11 protein-coding genes are annotated in these 14,241 nt (G+C 64.9%); 6 read left to right on the top strand and 5 right to left on the bottom strand.

Annotated elements, in window-relative coordinates; all coding sequences use genetic code 11:
- Window positions 1-91 precede the first annotated feature (91 nt).
- The 3 genes from NTD80_RS22375 to NTD80_RS22365 are packed head-to-tail and all read left to right on the top strand — an operon-like array spanning window position 92 to window position 2,833.
- A complete protein-coding gene (locus tag NTD80_RS22375; RefSeq protein WP_106804395.1) occupies window positions 92-1,111 on the top strand; it encodes a Gfo/Idh/MocA family oxidoreductase in 1,020 nt (339 codons plus the stop codon).
- The gene (locus NTD80_RS22370; protein WP_262135040.1) at window positions 1,108-1,887 is read left to right on the top strand and encodes a TIM barrel protein; all 780 of its coding nucleotides are present in this window, start codon (window positions 1,108-1,110) and stop codon (window positions 1,885-1,887) included. Before NTD80_RS22375 ends, NTD80_RS22370 begins: the two co-directional genes overlap by 4 nt.
- A 19-nt stretch (window positions 1,888-1,906) precedes the next feature.
- Window positions 1,907-2,833 carry a sugar ABC transporter substrate-binding protein gene (locus NTD80_RS22365; RefSeq protein WP_065905828.1) on the top strand — a complete coding sequence of 309 codons (927 nt, stop codon included), beginning with the start codon at window positions 1,907-1,909 and terminating at the stop codon, window positions 2,831-2,833.
- Between the two features lie 1,189 nt (window positions 2,834-4,022).
- On the opposite strand, the gene yghU is transcribed toward NTD80_RS22365, so the two are convergent.
- Genes yghU through NTD80_RS22345 form a run of 4 tightly spaced genes read right to left on the bottom strand, consistent with a single transcriptional unit; the run spans window position 4,023 to window position 10,650 of the window.
- Window positions 4,023-4,859 (bottom strand): glutathione-dependent disulfide-bond oxidoreductase, encoded by an 837-nt coding sequence (gene yghU, locus NTD80_RS22360; protein WP_120448197.1) that lies wholly within the window; start codon window positions 4,857-4,859, stop codon window positions 4,023-4,025.
- 2 nt (window positions 4,860-4,861) lie between these two features.
- Window positions 4,862-6,307 (bottom strand): efflux transporter outer membrane subunit, encoded by a 1,446-nt coding sequence (locus tag NTD80_RS22355; RefSeq protein ID WP_262135039.1) that lies wholly within the window; start codon window positions 6,305-6,307, stop codon window positions 4,862-4,864.
- Entirely contained in the window at window positions 6,300-7,469 is a 1,170-nt protein-coding gene (locus tag NTD80_RS22350; RefSeq protein ID WP_106804400.1) for an efflux RND transporter periplasmic adaptor subunit, read from the bottom strand. Before NTD80_RS22350 ends, NTD80_RS22355 begins: the two co-directional genes overlap by 8 nt.
- A gap of 1 nt (window position 7,470) precedes the next feature.
- The gene (locus tag NTD80_RS22345) at window positions 7,471-10,650 is read right to left on the bottom strand and encodes an efflux RND transporter permease subunit (RefSeq protein ID WP_262135038.1); all 3,180 of its coding nucleotides are present in this window, start codon (window positions 10,648-10,650) and stop codon (window positions 7,471-7,473) included.
- A gap of 275 nt (window positions 10,651-10,925) precedes the next feature.
- Here NTD80_RS22345 and NTD80_RS22340 point away from each other — a divergent pair, with 275 nt between their 5' ends.
- Entirely contained in the window at window positions 10,926-11,399 is a 474-nt protein-coding gene (locus tag NTD80_RS22340) for a MarR family winged helix-turn-helix transcriptional regulator (protein WP_207200648.1), read from the top strand.
- Window positions 11,400-11,409: 10 nt separating this feature from the next.
- Here the strand turns inward: NTD80_RS22340 and NTD80_RS22335 are convergent, their stop codons facing one another.
- Window positions 11,410-12,636 carry an MFS transporter gene (locus NTD80_RS22335; protein WP_262135037.1) on the bottom strand — a complete coding sequence of 409 codons (1,227 nt, stop codon included), beginning with the start codon at window positions 12,634-12,636 and terminating at the stop codon, window positions 11,410-11,412.
- Between the two features lie 64 nt (window positions 12,637-12,700).
- On the opposite strand from NTD80_RS22335, the gene NTD80_RS22330 reads away from it, so the two are divergent.
- On the top strand, window positions 12,701-13,699 hold the full coding sequence (locus tag NTD80_RS22330; RefSeq protein WP_201146368.1) for an AraC family transcriptional regulator: 999 nt from the start codon (window positions 12,701-12,703) through the stop codon (window positions 13,697-13,699).
- A complete protein-coding gene (gene mug, locus NTD80_RS22325; RefSeq protein WP_065905818.1) occupies window positions 13,696-14,208 on the top strand; it encodes a G/U mismatch-specific DNA glycosylase in 513 nt (170 codons plus the stop codon). The genes NTD80_RS22330 and mug overlap by 4 nt, the downstream gene beginning before the upstream one ends.
- Window positions 14,209-14,241 lie beyond the last annotated feature (33 nt).

Below are 14,241 nucleotides of genomic sequence, written 5' to 3'. Positions count from 1 at the left end.
ATCAATAACTTGTGAATTGGCACAGGCTTTGCTCCTGCCCCTATGCCTGCCAGGACCGTCCTGGAGCCAACAATAAAAAAGGGGTTACTGCATGAGTACACAGAACATCCGCCTGGGTTTGATCGGTGCCGGTCGCATGGGCAGCTTTCACGGCCTTACCGCCGCCCGGCATATCCCCGGCGCCTGCCTGGCCGCCATTGCCGACCCGACCCCAGGCCAAGCCGCACGCCTGGCGGCGGAACTGGGGGTGGAGAAGGTCTACACCGACCCACAGCAGTTGCTCGACGACCCGGACATCGACGGCGTGCTCATCGCCGCCCCGGCCCGCAGCCATGCCGAACTGGTGATCCGCGCCGCGCGCGCCGGCAAGGGCATCTTCTGTGAAAAACCCATGGCCATCACCCTCGATGAAGCCGACCGCGCCATCGCCGCCGCTGCCGATGCGCAGGTTCCGCTGCAGGTCGGGTTCAACCGACGATTCGCCAAGAGCTTTCGCACCGCGCACCTCGACGTGGCGGCCGGCCGTATCGGCACGCCGCAGCTGTTGCGCTCGTTGACCCGCGACCCGGCGCTGAACAACCCGGCCAACTCGCCACAGTGGGTGATCTTCCTGGAAACCCTGATCCACGACTTCGACACCCTGCGCTACCTCAACCCCGGCGCCGAAGCGCTGCAGGTGTATGTGATGGCCGATGCGCTGATCGCCCCGGAATACAAAAGCAAAGGGTTCCTCGACACCGCCGTGGTTGCGATCCGCTTTGACAACGGTGCGATTGCCACCGCCGAAGCCAACTTCCAGGCGGTGTATGGCTACGACGTGCGCGGCGAAGTGTTCGGCAGCGCGGGCATGCTGAGCATGGGCAGCCTCAACGAGTCGGACCTGGTGCGCTACCTCGCCGAGGGCATCCAGGCCGACACGCAGCGCATGGACACTGACCTGTTGCGCGACGCCTACATCGCCGAGCTCAACCATTTTGTCGACTGCCTGCGCACCGGCGCCCAGCCCCTGGCCAGCGGCGAAGACGCGCGCGCAGCCCTGGCAATTGCCCGCGCCTGCATCGAGTCGTTCGAAACCGGCAAGGCCGTGGCCGTGCAGGGAGCCCGCCGATGATCCCGTTCAAACTGGCGATCAGCGCGGAGATGGTGTTTCTCGACCTGCCGTTTGTCGAGCGCGTACAGCGCATTCATGCACTGGGTTTCAGCGCCGAAATCTGGGGCTGGACCGACAAGGATATCGCCGCACTGGCGGCCACCGGCGCCGACTTCACCTCCATGACCGGCTATATCAGCGGCACCCTCACCGACCCCGACGGCATCCGGTCATTGCTCGACAGCGCACGCGAGTCCCTGGGCGTGGCCGCGCAGCTGAACTGCCCGAGCCTCAACCTGCACGGTACCGGACTGGGTGAAGGCGGCCTGCCGGTGCGGCCCGTCACCCAGACCACCGGGCGCATGTGGCTGAGCGCGTGCAAGACCCTGGAAAAAATCGCACGCCTGGGCGAAGACGCCGGTCGTGTGTTCCTGCTGGAAAACCTCAACACCGAGGTCGACCACCCCGGTGTGCCGTTCGCCCGCGCCGACGAGACCCTGGCGCTGATCGAAGCCGTGGGCAGCCCGCACTTGAAGATGAACCTGGACCTGTACCACGCGCAGATCGGCGAAGGCAACCTGATCGAACTGATCCAGCGTGCCGGCAGCGCCATCGGTGAAATCCAGGTAGCCGACGTGCCCGGGCGCCAGGAGCCGGGCACCGGCGAGATCCACTACCCGGCCATCGCCAGGGCCTTGCACGCCATGGGTTACACCGGCGTGGTAGGCCTCGAAGGCTGGGCCAGCGGCGACAGCGAACTGGCCCTGGAGCGGTTCCGTCAAGCGTTCACCCTATAACAATAAAAGGAACATTCTCATGCATCGCTATTCATTGATCGTTGCCGCGTTTCTACTGCTGTTCAGCCAATGGAGCTTCGCCGCGTACCGCATCGGCGTGAGCATCGCGCGGGTCGACGATAACTTCATGACCTACGTGCGCACCGGCCTGGAAGCCGCCGCCAAACAACAGGACGTGCAGATCCAGTTCGAGGACGCCCAGGGTGATGTGGTGCGCCAACTCAACCAGGTCGAAGGCTTCCTCAACCAGAAAGTCGATGCGGTGATCGTGCTGCCGGTCGACACCTCGGCCACCGCCAACATGACCCGCGCCGCCGTCGCCAGCAAAATCCCGCTGGTGTACGTCAACCGTCACCCGGACGAACGCACGCTGCCCAAGGGCGTGGTCACCGTGGCCTCCAACGATATCGAGGCCGGGCAACTGCAGATGCGCTACCTGGCGGAAAAACTCGGTGGCAAGGGCAATGTGGCGATTATCATGGGCGACCTCGCGCAGAACGCCACCCATGACCGCACCGAAGGCGTCAAGCAGGTACTCAAGGACTTTCCCGGTATCAACATCGTCGAGCAGCAGAGCGCCGAATGGCAACGCAGCAAAGGCATGGACCTGACCAGCAACTGGCTGCTGGCGGGCACGCCGTTCGACGCGATCGTGGCGAACAACGATGAAATGGCGATCGGCGCCGCCATGGCATTGCAGCAGGCGGGCAAGGCCAAGGGCGAGATTGCGATCGTCGGCATCGACGGCTTGCCCGATGGCTTGGCCGCGATCAAGCGCGGGTTGCTCACTGCCTCGGTGTTCCAGGACCCCAAGGCCCAGGCCACCCAAGCGGTGCAATCGGCGATCCGGATGATCAAGGGTGAACCGATTGAATCGGAAGTGTGGGTGCCGTTCGAACTGATCAAGCCCGAGCAGGTGGCGGTGTTCGAACAGCGCTACAAATAGGCGGGTACATGAAGATCCACATGCGGAGGCGGTGGGTCAGCTGAATCATGGTTGACTGACACACCGCCTTCGCGGGCAAGCCCGCTCCCACAGTGGAACTGTGCCAGGCACAGGAATCAGGCCAGCCCCTCCACAAACTGTGGGAGCTGAGCCAGGCATAGAATTCAGTCCCGCCACAAATCAGTGTGGGAGCTGGCTTGCCTGCGAAGGCGGTGGGTCAGCTGCATCATGGTTGACTGACACATCGCTTTCGCGAGCAAGCCCGCTCCCACAGTGGAACTGTGTGAGGCAAAGGAATTAGGCCAGCCCTCCACAAACTGTGGGAGGTGAGCCAGGCACAGAAATCAGGCCAGCCCCTCCAAAAACTGTGGGAACTGAGCCAGGCATAGAATTCAGTCCAGCCACAAATCAGTGTGGGAGCTGGCTTGCCTGCAAAGGCGGTGGGTCAACTGCATCATGGTTGACTGACCCACCGCCTTCGCGAGCAAGCCCGCTCCCACAGTGGAACTGTGTGAGGCAAAGGAATTAGGCCAGCCCTCCACAAACTGTGGGAGGTGAGCCAGGCACAGGAATCAGGCCTGCCCCTTCACAAACTGTGGGAACTGAGCCAGGCACAGAATTCAGTCCAGCCACAAATCAGTGTGGGAGCTGGCTTGCCTGCGAAGGCGGTGGGTCAGCTACATCATGGTTGGCTGACCCACCGCATTCGCGAGCAAGCCCGCTCCCACAATGGAACTGTGCCAGGCACAGGAATCAGGCAACCCCCTCCACAAACTGTGGGAACTGAGCCAGGCACAGAATTCAGTCCAGCCACAAATCAGTGTGGGAGCTGGCTTGCCTGCGAAGGTGGTGGATCAGCTGCATCATGGTTGACTGACACACCGCCTTCGCGGGCAAGCCCGCTCCCACAGTGGAACTGTGTGAGGCAAAGGAATCAGGCCAGCCCTCCACAAACTGTGGGAACTGAGCCAGCCACAGAATTCAGCCCAGCCACAAATAAGTGTGGGAGCGGGCTTGCCTGCGAAAGCGGTCGATCAGCCACATCATGGTTGACTGACCCACCGCCTTCGCGGGCAAGCCCGCTCCCACAGTGGAACTGTGCCAGGCACAGGAATCAGGCCAGCCCCTCCAAAAACTGTGGGAACTGAGCCAGGCACAAGAGCCAGGCCTGCCACACGTTTACCGGCTGTCAGTCCAGATCACTCGCATCGTGCCGCTCTGCCAGTTGCTCTTCGGGCGCCCCTGAAACTCGGTTCACCCGCCGCCCGCGCTGCACGGCAGGTCGCGCTTCGATCGCCTCGGCCCAGCGCAGTACGTGCTTGTACTCGTGCACCGACAAGAACTCCGCCGATTCCCCGTACAAGCGGCCTTTGACCAACCCGCCATACCAGGGCCAGATCGCAATGTCGGCGATGGTGTATTCATCCCCGGCAATGTACTCGCTCACCGCCAGGCGCTGGTCCAGCACATCCAGCTGCCGCTTGGTTTCCATGGCAAAGCGGTTGATCGCGTATTCCATCTTGCTCGGCGCATAGGCATAGAAATGCCCGAAACCACCGCCCAGGTACGGCGCGCTGCCCATCTGCCAGAACAGCCACGACAGGCACTCGGCACGCGCGGCGGGCTCTGTCGGGAAGAATGCCCCGAACTTCTCCGCCAGGTACTGCAGGATCGCGCCGGACTCGAACACGCGGATCGGCTGCGCACCGCTGTGATCCATCAAGGCCGGAATCTTCGAGTTCGGGTTGACCGCGACAAAGCCGCTGCCGAACTGGTCGCCGTCGCCGATCTTGATCAGCCAGGCGTCGTATTCCGCGCCGGTGTGCCCCAGGGCCAGCAGCTCTTCCAGCAGGATGGTGACCTTCTGCCCGTTGGGCGTGGCCAGGGAGTACAGCTGCAGCGGGTGCTTGCCCACCGGCAAGACCTTTTCGTGCGTCGCGCCGGCGATGGGCCGGTTGATACTGGCGAAGGTGCCGCCACTTTCGGTGTCCCAGGTCCAGACCTTCGGGGGTACGTAGTCGGTCATGCTTACTTCTCCTTGGTTTCAGTACTGTTCGATGTCGCCAGTTGGGCCACGTTCCATCCGCCGCCCAGGGCCTTGATCAGGCCCACATTAGCGCTCAATTGCTGGGTTTGCAGTTGCAATACGCTGCGCTTGGCGTCCAGCGCCGCCACCTGGGCGGTCACCACGTCCAGATAGGCCACCGCGCCCTGGCGGTAACGCGAGGTAGACAGGTCCTCGGCGTATTGCGCCGAAGCGGCAGCATCACGTTGATCCTCCAGGGCCGCGCCCAGGCCGGCGAGCTGCGACAGGTTGTCTTCGACCTGCTCGAACGCCGCCAACACCACGCCGCGGTATTTGGCCGCCGCTTCATCGGTGGCAGCCTTGGCAATGTCCACCTGCGCCTGGCGCGCGCCGCCATCGAACAGCGTGCCCACCAGCGACGGGCCAATCGCCCAGAACAGGTTCGGCGCACTCAGCAGGCGGGCAAACTCGTCACTTTGATAACCGCCCTGCGCACTCAGGGTGATCTGCGGAAACCACGCGGCCTTGGCCACGCCGATACGCGCATTGGCGGCCGCGATCCGGCGCTCGGCAGCGGCGATATCCGGGCGCCGTTGCAACAGGCTGGACGGCACGCCGGTCGGCACCGTCGGCAAGGCTATCGGCGCGACATTCACCGCCACGCTATAGGTCGACGCCGACTCGCCGAGCATCGCCGCGATCGAATGCTCGAGCAGCGCGCGTTGTACCTGGCTCTGGCTCAACTGCGACTTGACCGTCGACAGCTGCGTGCGCGCCCGCGCTACATCCAGCCCGGAGACGATGCCGCCGCCGTGCAGGCCTTCGGTCAGGCTCAAGGCCTTGGCGTAGGCGTCGCGGCTCTGCTCCAGCAGTTGGTTCTGCCAGTCGATGCCGCGCAGGTGCAGGTAACTGTCGGCCAGTTGCGCCTGCAGGCTCAGGCGCACCGAGGCGAGGTCGGCCTTGGCCGCTTCGGAATCACTGGTGCCGGCGGCAACGGTGTCGCGCACGCGGCCCCACAAGTCGACTTCATAGTCGACCTCCAGGCCCAGGGTCGCGGAGTTGTAGATATCCGGCGAGGTCGCCGAGCGCAGCGGCTTGGTGTCCGACTGGCGAATGCGCTGGCCGTTGCCAATCGCCGACACCGTCGGGAACAGCCCCGAGCGCGCCTGGGCCACATAGCCCTGGGCTTGCTGATAGTGCGCCAGCGCCGCGCTGAGGTCCGGGTTATTGCGCAGCAACTGTTGCTCCATCGTCTCCAGCTGCGGGTCGTTGTAGAGGCGCCACCAGCCGTCACGGTTGGCCTGGTCGTCGGGGCTGGCGACGGTCCATGGCCCTTGGGTGCGGAACTGCGCCGCCACCGGCGTGGGCGGCACCTTGAGTGGTGGTGCGAGGGAACAGGCGCCCAGGCCCAGGCAGGCGGCCAGGGCCAGCAACGTAGGCTTAGCCATGGGGTTTGACCTCGACCGGCGCGGCGGCCAATTGCACCGCATCATCATCGGCAAGGCCATCCGGCGGCGTGTCGATCACGCGGTCGGCGGCCTGCAGGCCACTGGCGATTTCCACGCTGTCGCCAAAGTCGCGGGCGATGCTCACGGTCTTGAAACGCACGTGGTCCTGCGCATCCAGGGTCGCGACGCGCATGCCCTTGTCATCGAACACCAACGCGCTGGACGGCACGCGCACCACGTCGGCCTGCACCGGCAGGTCAAACTGCACGCTGGTGTAGCCGCCGGGCAAGAGCCGTCCCCCGGGGTTGTCGACCAGCAGCTGCACGAGGGTGCTGCCGGACGCCGCGTTCACCGCATCGGCGGTGGCGATCACCTTGCCGGTGAAGGTTTCGCCACGGTATTCCGGCACACTCAAGCGCGCAGTGGTGCCTTCGCGGATCTGCGGTGAGAAGGTCTGCGGCACTTGCACGTAGACGCGCAGGCGGCTGACATCGGCCACCGCGAACAGCTCCTTGCCGGCCGTGCCGCCGGCGCTGATCAACGCGCCGACATCCGTACTGCGCGCGGTGACCACCCCGGCAAAGGGTGCCACCAGGCGCTGGAAGCCCTTGGTCGCGACCAATTGGTCGACGTTCGCCTTGGCCGCCGCCACCTTGGCCTGCTTGGCGGTCAGGTCACCGGTGCGCTCATCGACGTCCTGGCGCGACACCGAATCGGTCGACAGCATGGCCTGCCAGCGCTTGGCGGTGGTCTGGGCCAGGTTCGCATCGGCCTGGGCCGACGCCAGCGTGGCGCGGGCCTGCAGCAACTGTTGGTCGAGTTCGGGGGTGTCGATTTCAGCGAGCACCTGCCCGGCCTTGACGCGAGTACCGATGTCGACGTTCCAGGATTTCAGGTAGCCATTGACCCGCGCAAAGATCGACGCGCGCGAATATGCCTCCATGCGCCCCGGCAGATTGAGCACCGGGCCCTGGGCGATGACCACCGGTTTGATCAGGGTCACGCTGGGCAAGGCCTGGGCGTCGGTCCAGGTCTTGAGGTCCCGCGACTCACTGGCGCGCACGCCGATGCCGACCCCAACGATAAGCACCACGACCACCCCGCCCACGATCAGCCACAGCAGGCCACGGGAAGACTTTGGTTTGGAAAGAGCAACGGACATGTCAAACCCCTTGGGTAACGGTGGTCGCAACCCGGGCGTGCTGGCGACGCCCGTGGACCAGACTGAAAATCAGCGGAACCAGAATCAACGTGGCGACGGTGGCAAACGCCAGGCCACCGATCACCGCACGGCCCAGTGGCGCGTTCTGCTCGCCGCCCTCGCCCAGGCCCAGGGCCATCGGCGCCATGCCGATGATCATCGAGATGGCGGTCATCAGCACCGGGCGCAGACGGGTGAAGCCGGCCTCCAAGGCGGCCTGTACCGCATCGCCGTGCACCGCCAGGCGTTCACGGCAGAAGCTCACCACCAGGATGGCGTTGGCAGTGGCCACGCCCATGCACATGATCGCCCCCGTCAGCGCCGGCACCGACAGCGGCGTGTGCGTCACGAACAGCATCCACACGATGCCCGCCAGCGCCGCCGGCAACGCGGTGATGATCACAAACGGATCGGCCCAGGACTGGAAGTTGACCACGATCAGCAGGTAGATCAGCACCACCGCGCCGAGCAGCCCGAACAGCAAGCCGCTGAACGCCGCGTTCATGGTCTGCACCTGGCCCTGCAGGATCACTTTGGAGCCGGTCGGCACTTCACCGGCGTGGGCCGCAATGATCTTCTGGATATCCGCCGCGACGCCCCCCAGGTCACGGTCCTGGATCGCCGTGAGCACCTCGACCACCGGCTGGATATCCGACTGGGTGAACACCGAGTTGCCGTGGCTGCGCTGGATGTTCGCCAGGCCGCCAAGGGTCTGGTCGGTGGCTGCCCCGGCGCTGCCGCTCAACGGCAGGTTGTGCAGCGCCGCCAGGGTGTCGAGGCTGTATTGCGGGGTCTGCATGACGATCGGATAGGAAATCCCGTTGGCCGGGTTCAACCAGAATGTCGGCGCCACCTGGCTGGAACCGGCGAGGTTGACCACCAGGCTGTTGGTCACATCGCGCTCGGTCAGCCCGACCAACTGCGCGCGGGTGCGGTCGACGTCGATATTGAAAGTCGGCAATTGCCGCGACTGCTGGATGCGCGCATCCACCACGCCCGGCACCCGGCGAATATCGCGCAGCAAGGCGCTCGCATAGGTGAAGTTGCCCGCAAGGTTATTGCCGGTTATCTGCAGGTCGATAGGCGCCGACGAGCCGAAGTTGAGGATCTGCCCGACGATGTCCGAGGCCGGGAACGAGAACACCGCGCTGGGGAATTCCCGTGGCAGGGTTTCGCGCAGTTCGCGCATGTATTCGGCGGTCGGGCGATGGTCTTCGTTGAGGCTGATCTGGATATCGCTGTCCTGGGAACCCACGGTGCCGGTGTTGTTGTACACCACGTTGATGCCGCTGATGGACAGGCCGATATTGTCGACCAGGGCCTTGAGTTCGGTGGCGGGAATCTTGCGCCGGATCGCGTTTTCAATATCGGCGATCAGGCGCGCATTGCTTTCCACCCGCGTGCCGACCGGCGCCCGCACATGCAGCAGGATCAGCCCGGAATCGACCTCGGGGAAGAAGTTGCGCCCAAGGAACGGCACCAGCGCGAACGACACCGCGACAAACGCCAGCAGGCCGATCACCACCGTGCGGCGATGGTGCAAGGCGCTGTCGAGGACACCGTGGTAACGCTCGCGAAACGCTTCGAAACGCCGTTCGAAACCGCGCTGGAAATTCACCAGCGGATTGCGTGACGGCGCAGGCCCGGCTTCGCCATGCACATGCGGCTTGAGCAGGTAGTTGGCGAGGGTGGGCACCAGGGTTCGCGACAGGATGAACGAGGCAATCATGGCGAAGATCACCGCTTCGGCCATCGGCACAAACAGGAAGCGCGCCACGCCGTCGAGGAAGAACATCGGCACGAACACGATGCAGATACACAACAGCGACACGAATGCCGGGGTGACGATCTGCGCGGCACCGTCGAGAATCGCGGTCTCCACCGGCTTGCCCTGCTCCAGGTGCCAGTTGATGTTCTCGATGGTCACCGTGGCGTCGTCCACCAGGATCCCCACCGCCAGCGCCAGGCCACCCAGGGTCATGATATTCAGGGTTTCGCCGAGGGCCGAGAGCGTAGCGATCGAGGCCAGGATCGCCAGCGGGATCGAGGTGGCGATGATCACCGTCGAGCGCCAGCTGCCGAGAAACAGCAGGATCATCAGGCTGGTCAACGCCGCCGCGATCAGGCCTTCACGCGCCACGCCGCTGATGGCCGAGCGCACGAACAGCGACTGGTCGCCGATCAGGTCGATATTCAGGTTGGGCGGCAAGGCGGCCTTGTTGTCGGCGAGTTTTTCCTTGATCCCGGCGACCACGCCCAGGGTCGACGCCGAACCGGTCTTGAGCACCGGCAGCAGCACCGAGCGGTTGCCGTTGACGTGCACGATGTTGGTTTGCGGCGGGTTGCCGTCGCGCACGGTGGCCACGTCGCGGATCAACACCGTGGTGCCGTCGGCGGTCTTGATCGGCAGGTTTTCCAGGTCATGGAAATCCGACGGGGCGTTATTCAGTTGCAGGTTGAACTCGTAGCTGCCGATCTTCTGCGTGCCCACCGGGGTGATCAGGTTCTGCGTGGCCAGCGCCGTGGCGACATCCTGCGCCGACAGGCCACGGGCTTGCATGCGCGCCGAATCGAGGTCGATCTGCACCTGGCGACTCTTGCCGCCGAACGGGTAAGGCAAGGCTGCACCGGGCACGCTGGTGAGCATCAGGCGCACCTGGTTGAGGCCGATATCCCCGAGGCGCTGCTCGCTCAGGCCGGGGCCCGACAGCGCCAGTTGCACGATGGGCACGGTAGAAGCGCTGTAGTTGAGCACCAGCGGCGGAACGGTACTGGGCGGCAGTTGGCGTAGGATCGCCTGGGACACCGACGTCACCTGGGCGTTGGCGGTGCTGATGTTGACGCCCGGTTGGAAGAAGATCTTGACGATCCCGTAGCCGTTCATCGACTGCGCCTCGATATGGCGGATGTCGTTCACGGTGGTGGTCAGCACCCGCTCGAACGGCGAGGTGATGCGCCCCGCCATCTGGTCGGGCGGCAGGCCGGTGTACTGCCAGATCACCGCGATCACCGGGATGCGGATCTCCGGGAAGATATCCGTGGGCGTGCGCCAGGCCGCGAGCGGGCCGATGATCAGGATGAAAATAGCCAATACCAGGAAGGTATAGGGGCGCCGCAATGCGATGCGCACGAGGCTCAGCATAGAAGGTGATCCGGACAGGGGGTTGGATGAGCCAGCAGGCGTTGCCATGCCGTTTTCCCGCCTCGCCCCATGTGGATCCTGGGGAGTTTTCAGCGACATCCAGGTCACAAAGAGGCATACGCCACAATATCGAATTTAGTGGCGTACGCAACTAATTTGTTTCAAGCTGTCTCAGTATTCATCTAAAGGGCATCTCCGGTCTGAAAGGCCTTGTCCTGAGAGGTCTGGCAGGCATAATCGCCAGCGTCGAGTTTTGTATCAGAGAGTATCCGCCCTTGAAATCCGCCAAGCCTTGCACAGACAACCCCAGCGCCTGCGTAAACGGTGCCGTGCGCCGCACCTCGCGGCGCCTGGGCCAGATCTATGACGAGGCCTACGCGCCCTGCGGGTTGAAAGCCACCCAATACGCGGTGCTCAACCATATCGCCAAGGCCGGCACGCCGAAGATGGGCGAGTTGGCGCAAACCCTGGTGATGGACCTCTCGGCACTCGGCCACACACTCAAGCCGCTGGTACGCGATGGGCTGGTGGAGTTGCGCGTGGACGAACTCGACCGCCGCACGCGGCGCGTGCTGCTGACCGAGCAAGGCGTGCAGACCCATGCGGCCGCCAAGCGCATTTCGAACAAAATGGCCGAGCGCTTTGACCTCGCCTTCGGCCGTGAAGCCGCGGCCCAGCTGCGCCAGACCCTGGACCTGATTGCCTCTGACGCGTTTGCCCAGGCCTTGCTGGCCCAGGCAGACGACTGACGACCTCGGCCTAGACGTGCAGCGCCACACCTGCGGCGCCGGCGTGCCCAGGCACCTGTACCCGCAGCGCGATCAACCCGGCCGCCACCACCATCAGCACGCCGGCGGCGATAAACACCCCGTTGATCCCGCTGAGACTGAACATCACCCCTCCTCCTGCCGCCCCGGCGGCAATCGCCGATTGCACCGATGCCACCACCATGCCGCCGGCGCTTTCGGCCTGATCCGGCACGGCGCTGGCCACCCAGTTCGACCACGCCACCGGCACGCCACCAAACGCCATGCCCCACAGCGCCAGCAGCAGCGCCTGCCCCGGCAGTGATGCCGGCAGCAGCACCAGCGCCAGCGCGGCCACGCCCACCAGCAAGGGCATCAACACCAGGGTGGTACGGGGATGGCGCACCAGCAGCCAACCGGCCAGTAACGTGCCGGCAAAGTTCGCCACGCCGAACCCGAGCAGCATCAGCGCCAGCCCTTCGCTGCCAACCCCGGTGGTGCTTTCCAGGAACGGCCGGATATAGGTGAAGAGCGCGAAATGCGCGGTGTGCACCAGCACGCAACCGAACATGCCGATGGCGATAACCGGACGCAGCAGCACCTCCAGCACGGTGCGCAGGCGCGCCGTGCCAGTCGGCGCCAGGCGCGGCAACGTCAGCAGTTGGAAGGCCAGCGTCACTCCCCCCACCGCCGCTGCGGCGAGAAACGCACTGCGCCACCCGTAGAGACCGCCGAGGTAGCTGCCCAGCGGCACGGCAACCACGGTGCCCAGCGCAATGCCACTGAAAATGATCGACAGCGCACGCGCCAACAGCGCCGCCGGCACCAGCCGCATCGCGACGGCCGCCGCCATGCTCCAGAAACCTCCGAGGGCAATGCCGAGCAGCACGCGCATCACCAGTAGCACCCACAGGCTGGACGAGCACGCCACCAGCAGGTTGGACGCGATCATCAGCGTGGAAAACCCCAGCAACACCACGCGTCGGTCGATGCCACGGGTCAGGCCCGGCACCAGCAGGCCGGCGAACAACGCCACCACCGCCGTCACCGTCACTGCCTGCCCGGCCAGGGCTTCGGATACGCCAAGGTCCAGCGCCATCGGCGTCAGCAGGCTGGCGGGCAGGTATTCGGCGGTCAACAGGCCGAACACGCCCATCGCCAGGGAAAACACCGCCATCCACGCCGGGGTGGCCGGCTCGGCCCTGCTGTCGACAGGGGCATGGGACACACATTCGTTCATCACAGACATCCTCAAGCTATTAGCGTGGCGGCCAGTCTAGGTGTGGCCATCAGGATGATCTATGATGCAAACCCTTGAGTTTTTGATCGAAACCCCGAACATGACTGCCCAGAACGCTTTTGACGTGTCCTCCGAGCTGATCAATGAACTGCTGCGCAGCATGCGCCTGAGCGGCGTGCAGTACCGGCGCATCCAGGCCGGGCCGGTGTTCGGGGTGAGCTTTGCGGCCAAGCCCGGGCATGCGTATTTCCACTTTCTGGCCGCCGGGTGCGCCACCTTGCGCCTGGAAGACGGCAGTCTCTACGAGCTGTCGGCGGGCAATGCCGTGTTTATCGCTCACGGTGGCGCACACGCGCTGGTCTCCAGCCCGCAGGCTTGCGTGCAGGACATCACCGACTTCGACGCCGCGCCGCTGGGCGATAGCGTCTGCGCGGTGAATGCCTCGCCGGAGACGCCCTCCTGCACTCTGCTGTTCAGCGCCTGCATGGCGTTCGAACTCGACAGCCTGCAAGGCCTCGGCAGCCTGATGCCGGCCTTGATGCTGATCGATGCCGGCGGCCAGCGTTACCCTGGCCTGATGCCGATCCTGGCGGTGATGGAGCGCGAAGTCTCCAGCGCGCGTATCGGTTACGCGGGAATTCTCGCGCGCCTGGCCGATGTGGTGGCGGCGATGATCGTGCGCGGCTGGGTCGAATGTGCCTGCGGCAATGCCTCGGGGCTGGTCGCTGCGTTGCGTGACCCGCGCCTGGCTGGCGCCCTGCTCGCCCTGCATCAGCAACCGGGGCGTGACTGGAGCGTGGCCGAGTTGGCGGCGCACTGTCATACCTCGCGCTCGGTGTTTGCCGATCGGTTCCAGGCCACCCTCGGCATCCCGCCGCTGCGCTACGTGACCGAGTTGCGCATGCGCCTGGCCGCCCAATGGTTGACCCTGGAGCGCTTGCCCATCGAAGCCGTCGCGTTGCGGCTCGGCTACACCTCCCAGGCGGCGTTCAGCCGCGCCTATAAACGCATCACCGGGCAACCGCCCGGCGCCAGCCGCCAAGGCTTGCGGAGCCCGGCATGAACGAGCGGCTCGAAGACATTCTCGCCGACCACCTGGACGTGGTGTTCTGCGGCATCAACCCCGGCAAAGGCTCCGCCGCCCTCGGCCTGCACTTTGCCAACCGCAGCAACCGCTTCTGGCGCACCTTGCACCTGGCCGGTTTCACCCCGCATGAAATCCGCCCCGAAGACGGCCCCACGCTGCTGCACTACCGCTGCGGCCTGACCACCGTGGTCGAGCGCCCCACCGCCAGCGCAGGCGAGCTGGCCCGGCATGAATTCACCGATGCGGCGGCGGCCTTCGAGGAAAAAATCCGCCGGTATGCACCACGTGTCGTCGCCTTCCTCGGCAAGGCCGGCTACAGCGCCTTGTCCGCTCAGCGCGAGATTGCCTGGGGGTTGCAGCCGCAGCTGCTGGGCGGTGCGTCGGTGTGGGTGTTGCCCAACCCGAGTGGGCGCAACCTGGCGTTCAGCCTGGAGCAGTTGGTGCAGGCGTATCAGCAATTGCGCAGGGCAAGCGATTGCCCTTAATCTCTTCGGTCCATCACCCTGGTAGCAATGGAG

The sequence above is a fragment of the Pseudomonas sp. 13B_2.1_Bac1 genome (assembly GCF_025466155.1).
Classification (GTDB): domain Bacteria; phylum Pseudomonadota; class Gammaproteobacteria; order Pseudomonadales; family Pseudomonadaceae; genus Aquipseudomonas; species Aquipseudomonas aylmerensis.
Note: the sequence above shows the minus strand (reverse complement) of the source record. Positions and strands in the feature narration are given on the sequence as shown.

Bases quoted from the DNA above. Each gene is read 5' to 3' on its own strand.
- NTD80_RS22375 (WP_106804395.1), top strand. From the start codon at position 92: ATGAGTACACAGAACATCCGCCTGGGTTTGATCGGTGCCGGTCGCATG.
- NTD80_RS22370 (WP_262135040.1), top strand. From the start codon at position 1,108: ATGATCCCGTTCAAACTGGCGATCAGCGCGGAGATGGTGTTTCTCGAC.
- NTD80_RS22365 (WP_065905828.1), top strand. From the start codon at position 1,907: ATGCATCGCTATTCATTGATCGTTGCCGCGTTTCTACTGCTGTTCAGC.
- yghU (WP_120448197.1), bottom strand. From the start codon at position 4,859: ATGACCGACTACGTACCCCCGAAGGTCTGGACCTGGGACACCGAAAGT.
- NTD80_RS22355 (WP_262135039.1), bottom strand. From the start codon at position 6,307: ATGGCTAAGCCTACGTTGCTGGCCCTGGCCGCCTGCCTGGGCCTGGGC.
- NTD80_RS22350 (WP_106804400.1), bottom strand. From the start codon at position 7,469: ATGTCCGTTGCTCTTTCCAAACCAAAGTCTTCCCGTGGCCTGCTGTGG.
- NTD80_RS22345 (WP_262135038.1), bottom strand. From the start codon at position 10,650: ATGCTGAGCCTCGTGCGCATCGCATTGCGGCGCCCCTATACCTTCCTG.
- NTD80_RS22335 (WP_262135037.1), bottom strand. From the start codon at position 12,636: ATGAACGAATGTGTGTCCCATGCCCCTGTCGACAGCAGGGCCGAGCCG.
- NTD80_RS22330 (WP_201146368.1), top strand. From the start codon at position 12,701: ATGCAAACCCTTGAGTTTTTGATCGAAACCCCGAACATGACTGCCCAG.
- mug (WP_065905818.1), top strand. From the start codon at position 13,696: ATGAACGAGCGGCTCGAAGACATTCTCGCCGACCACCTGGACGTGGTG.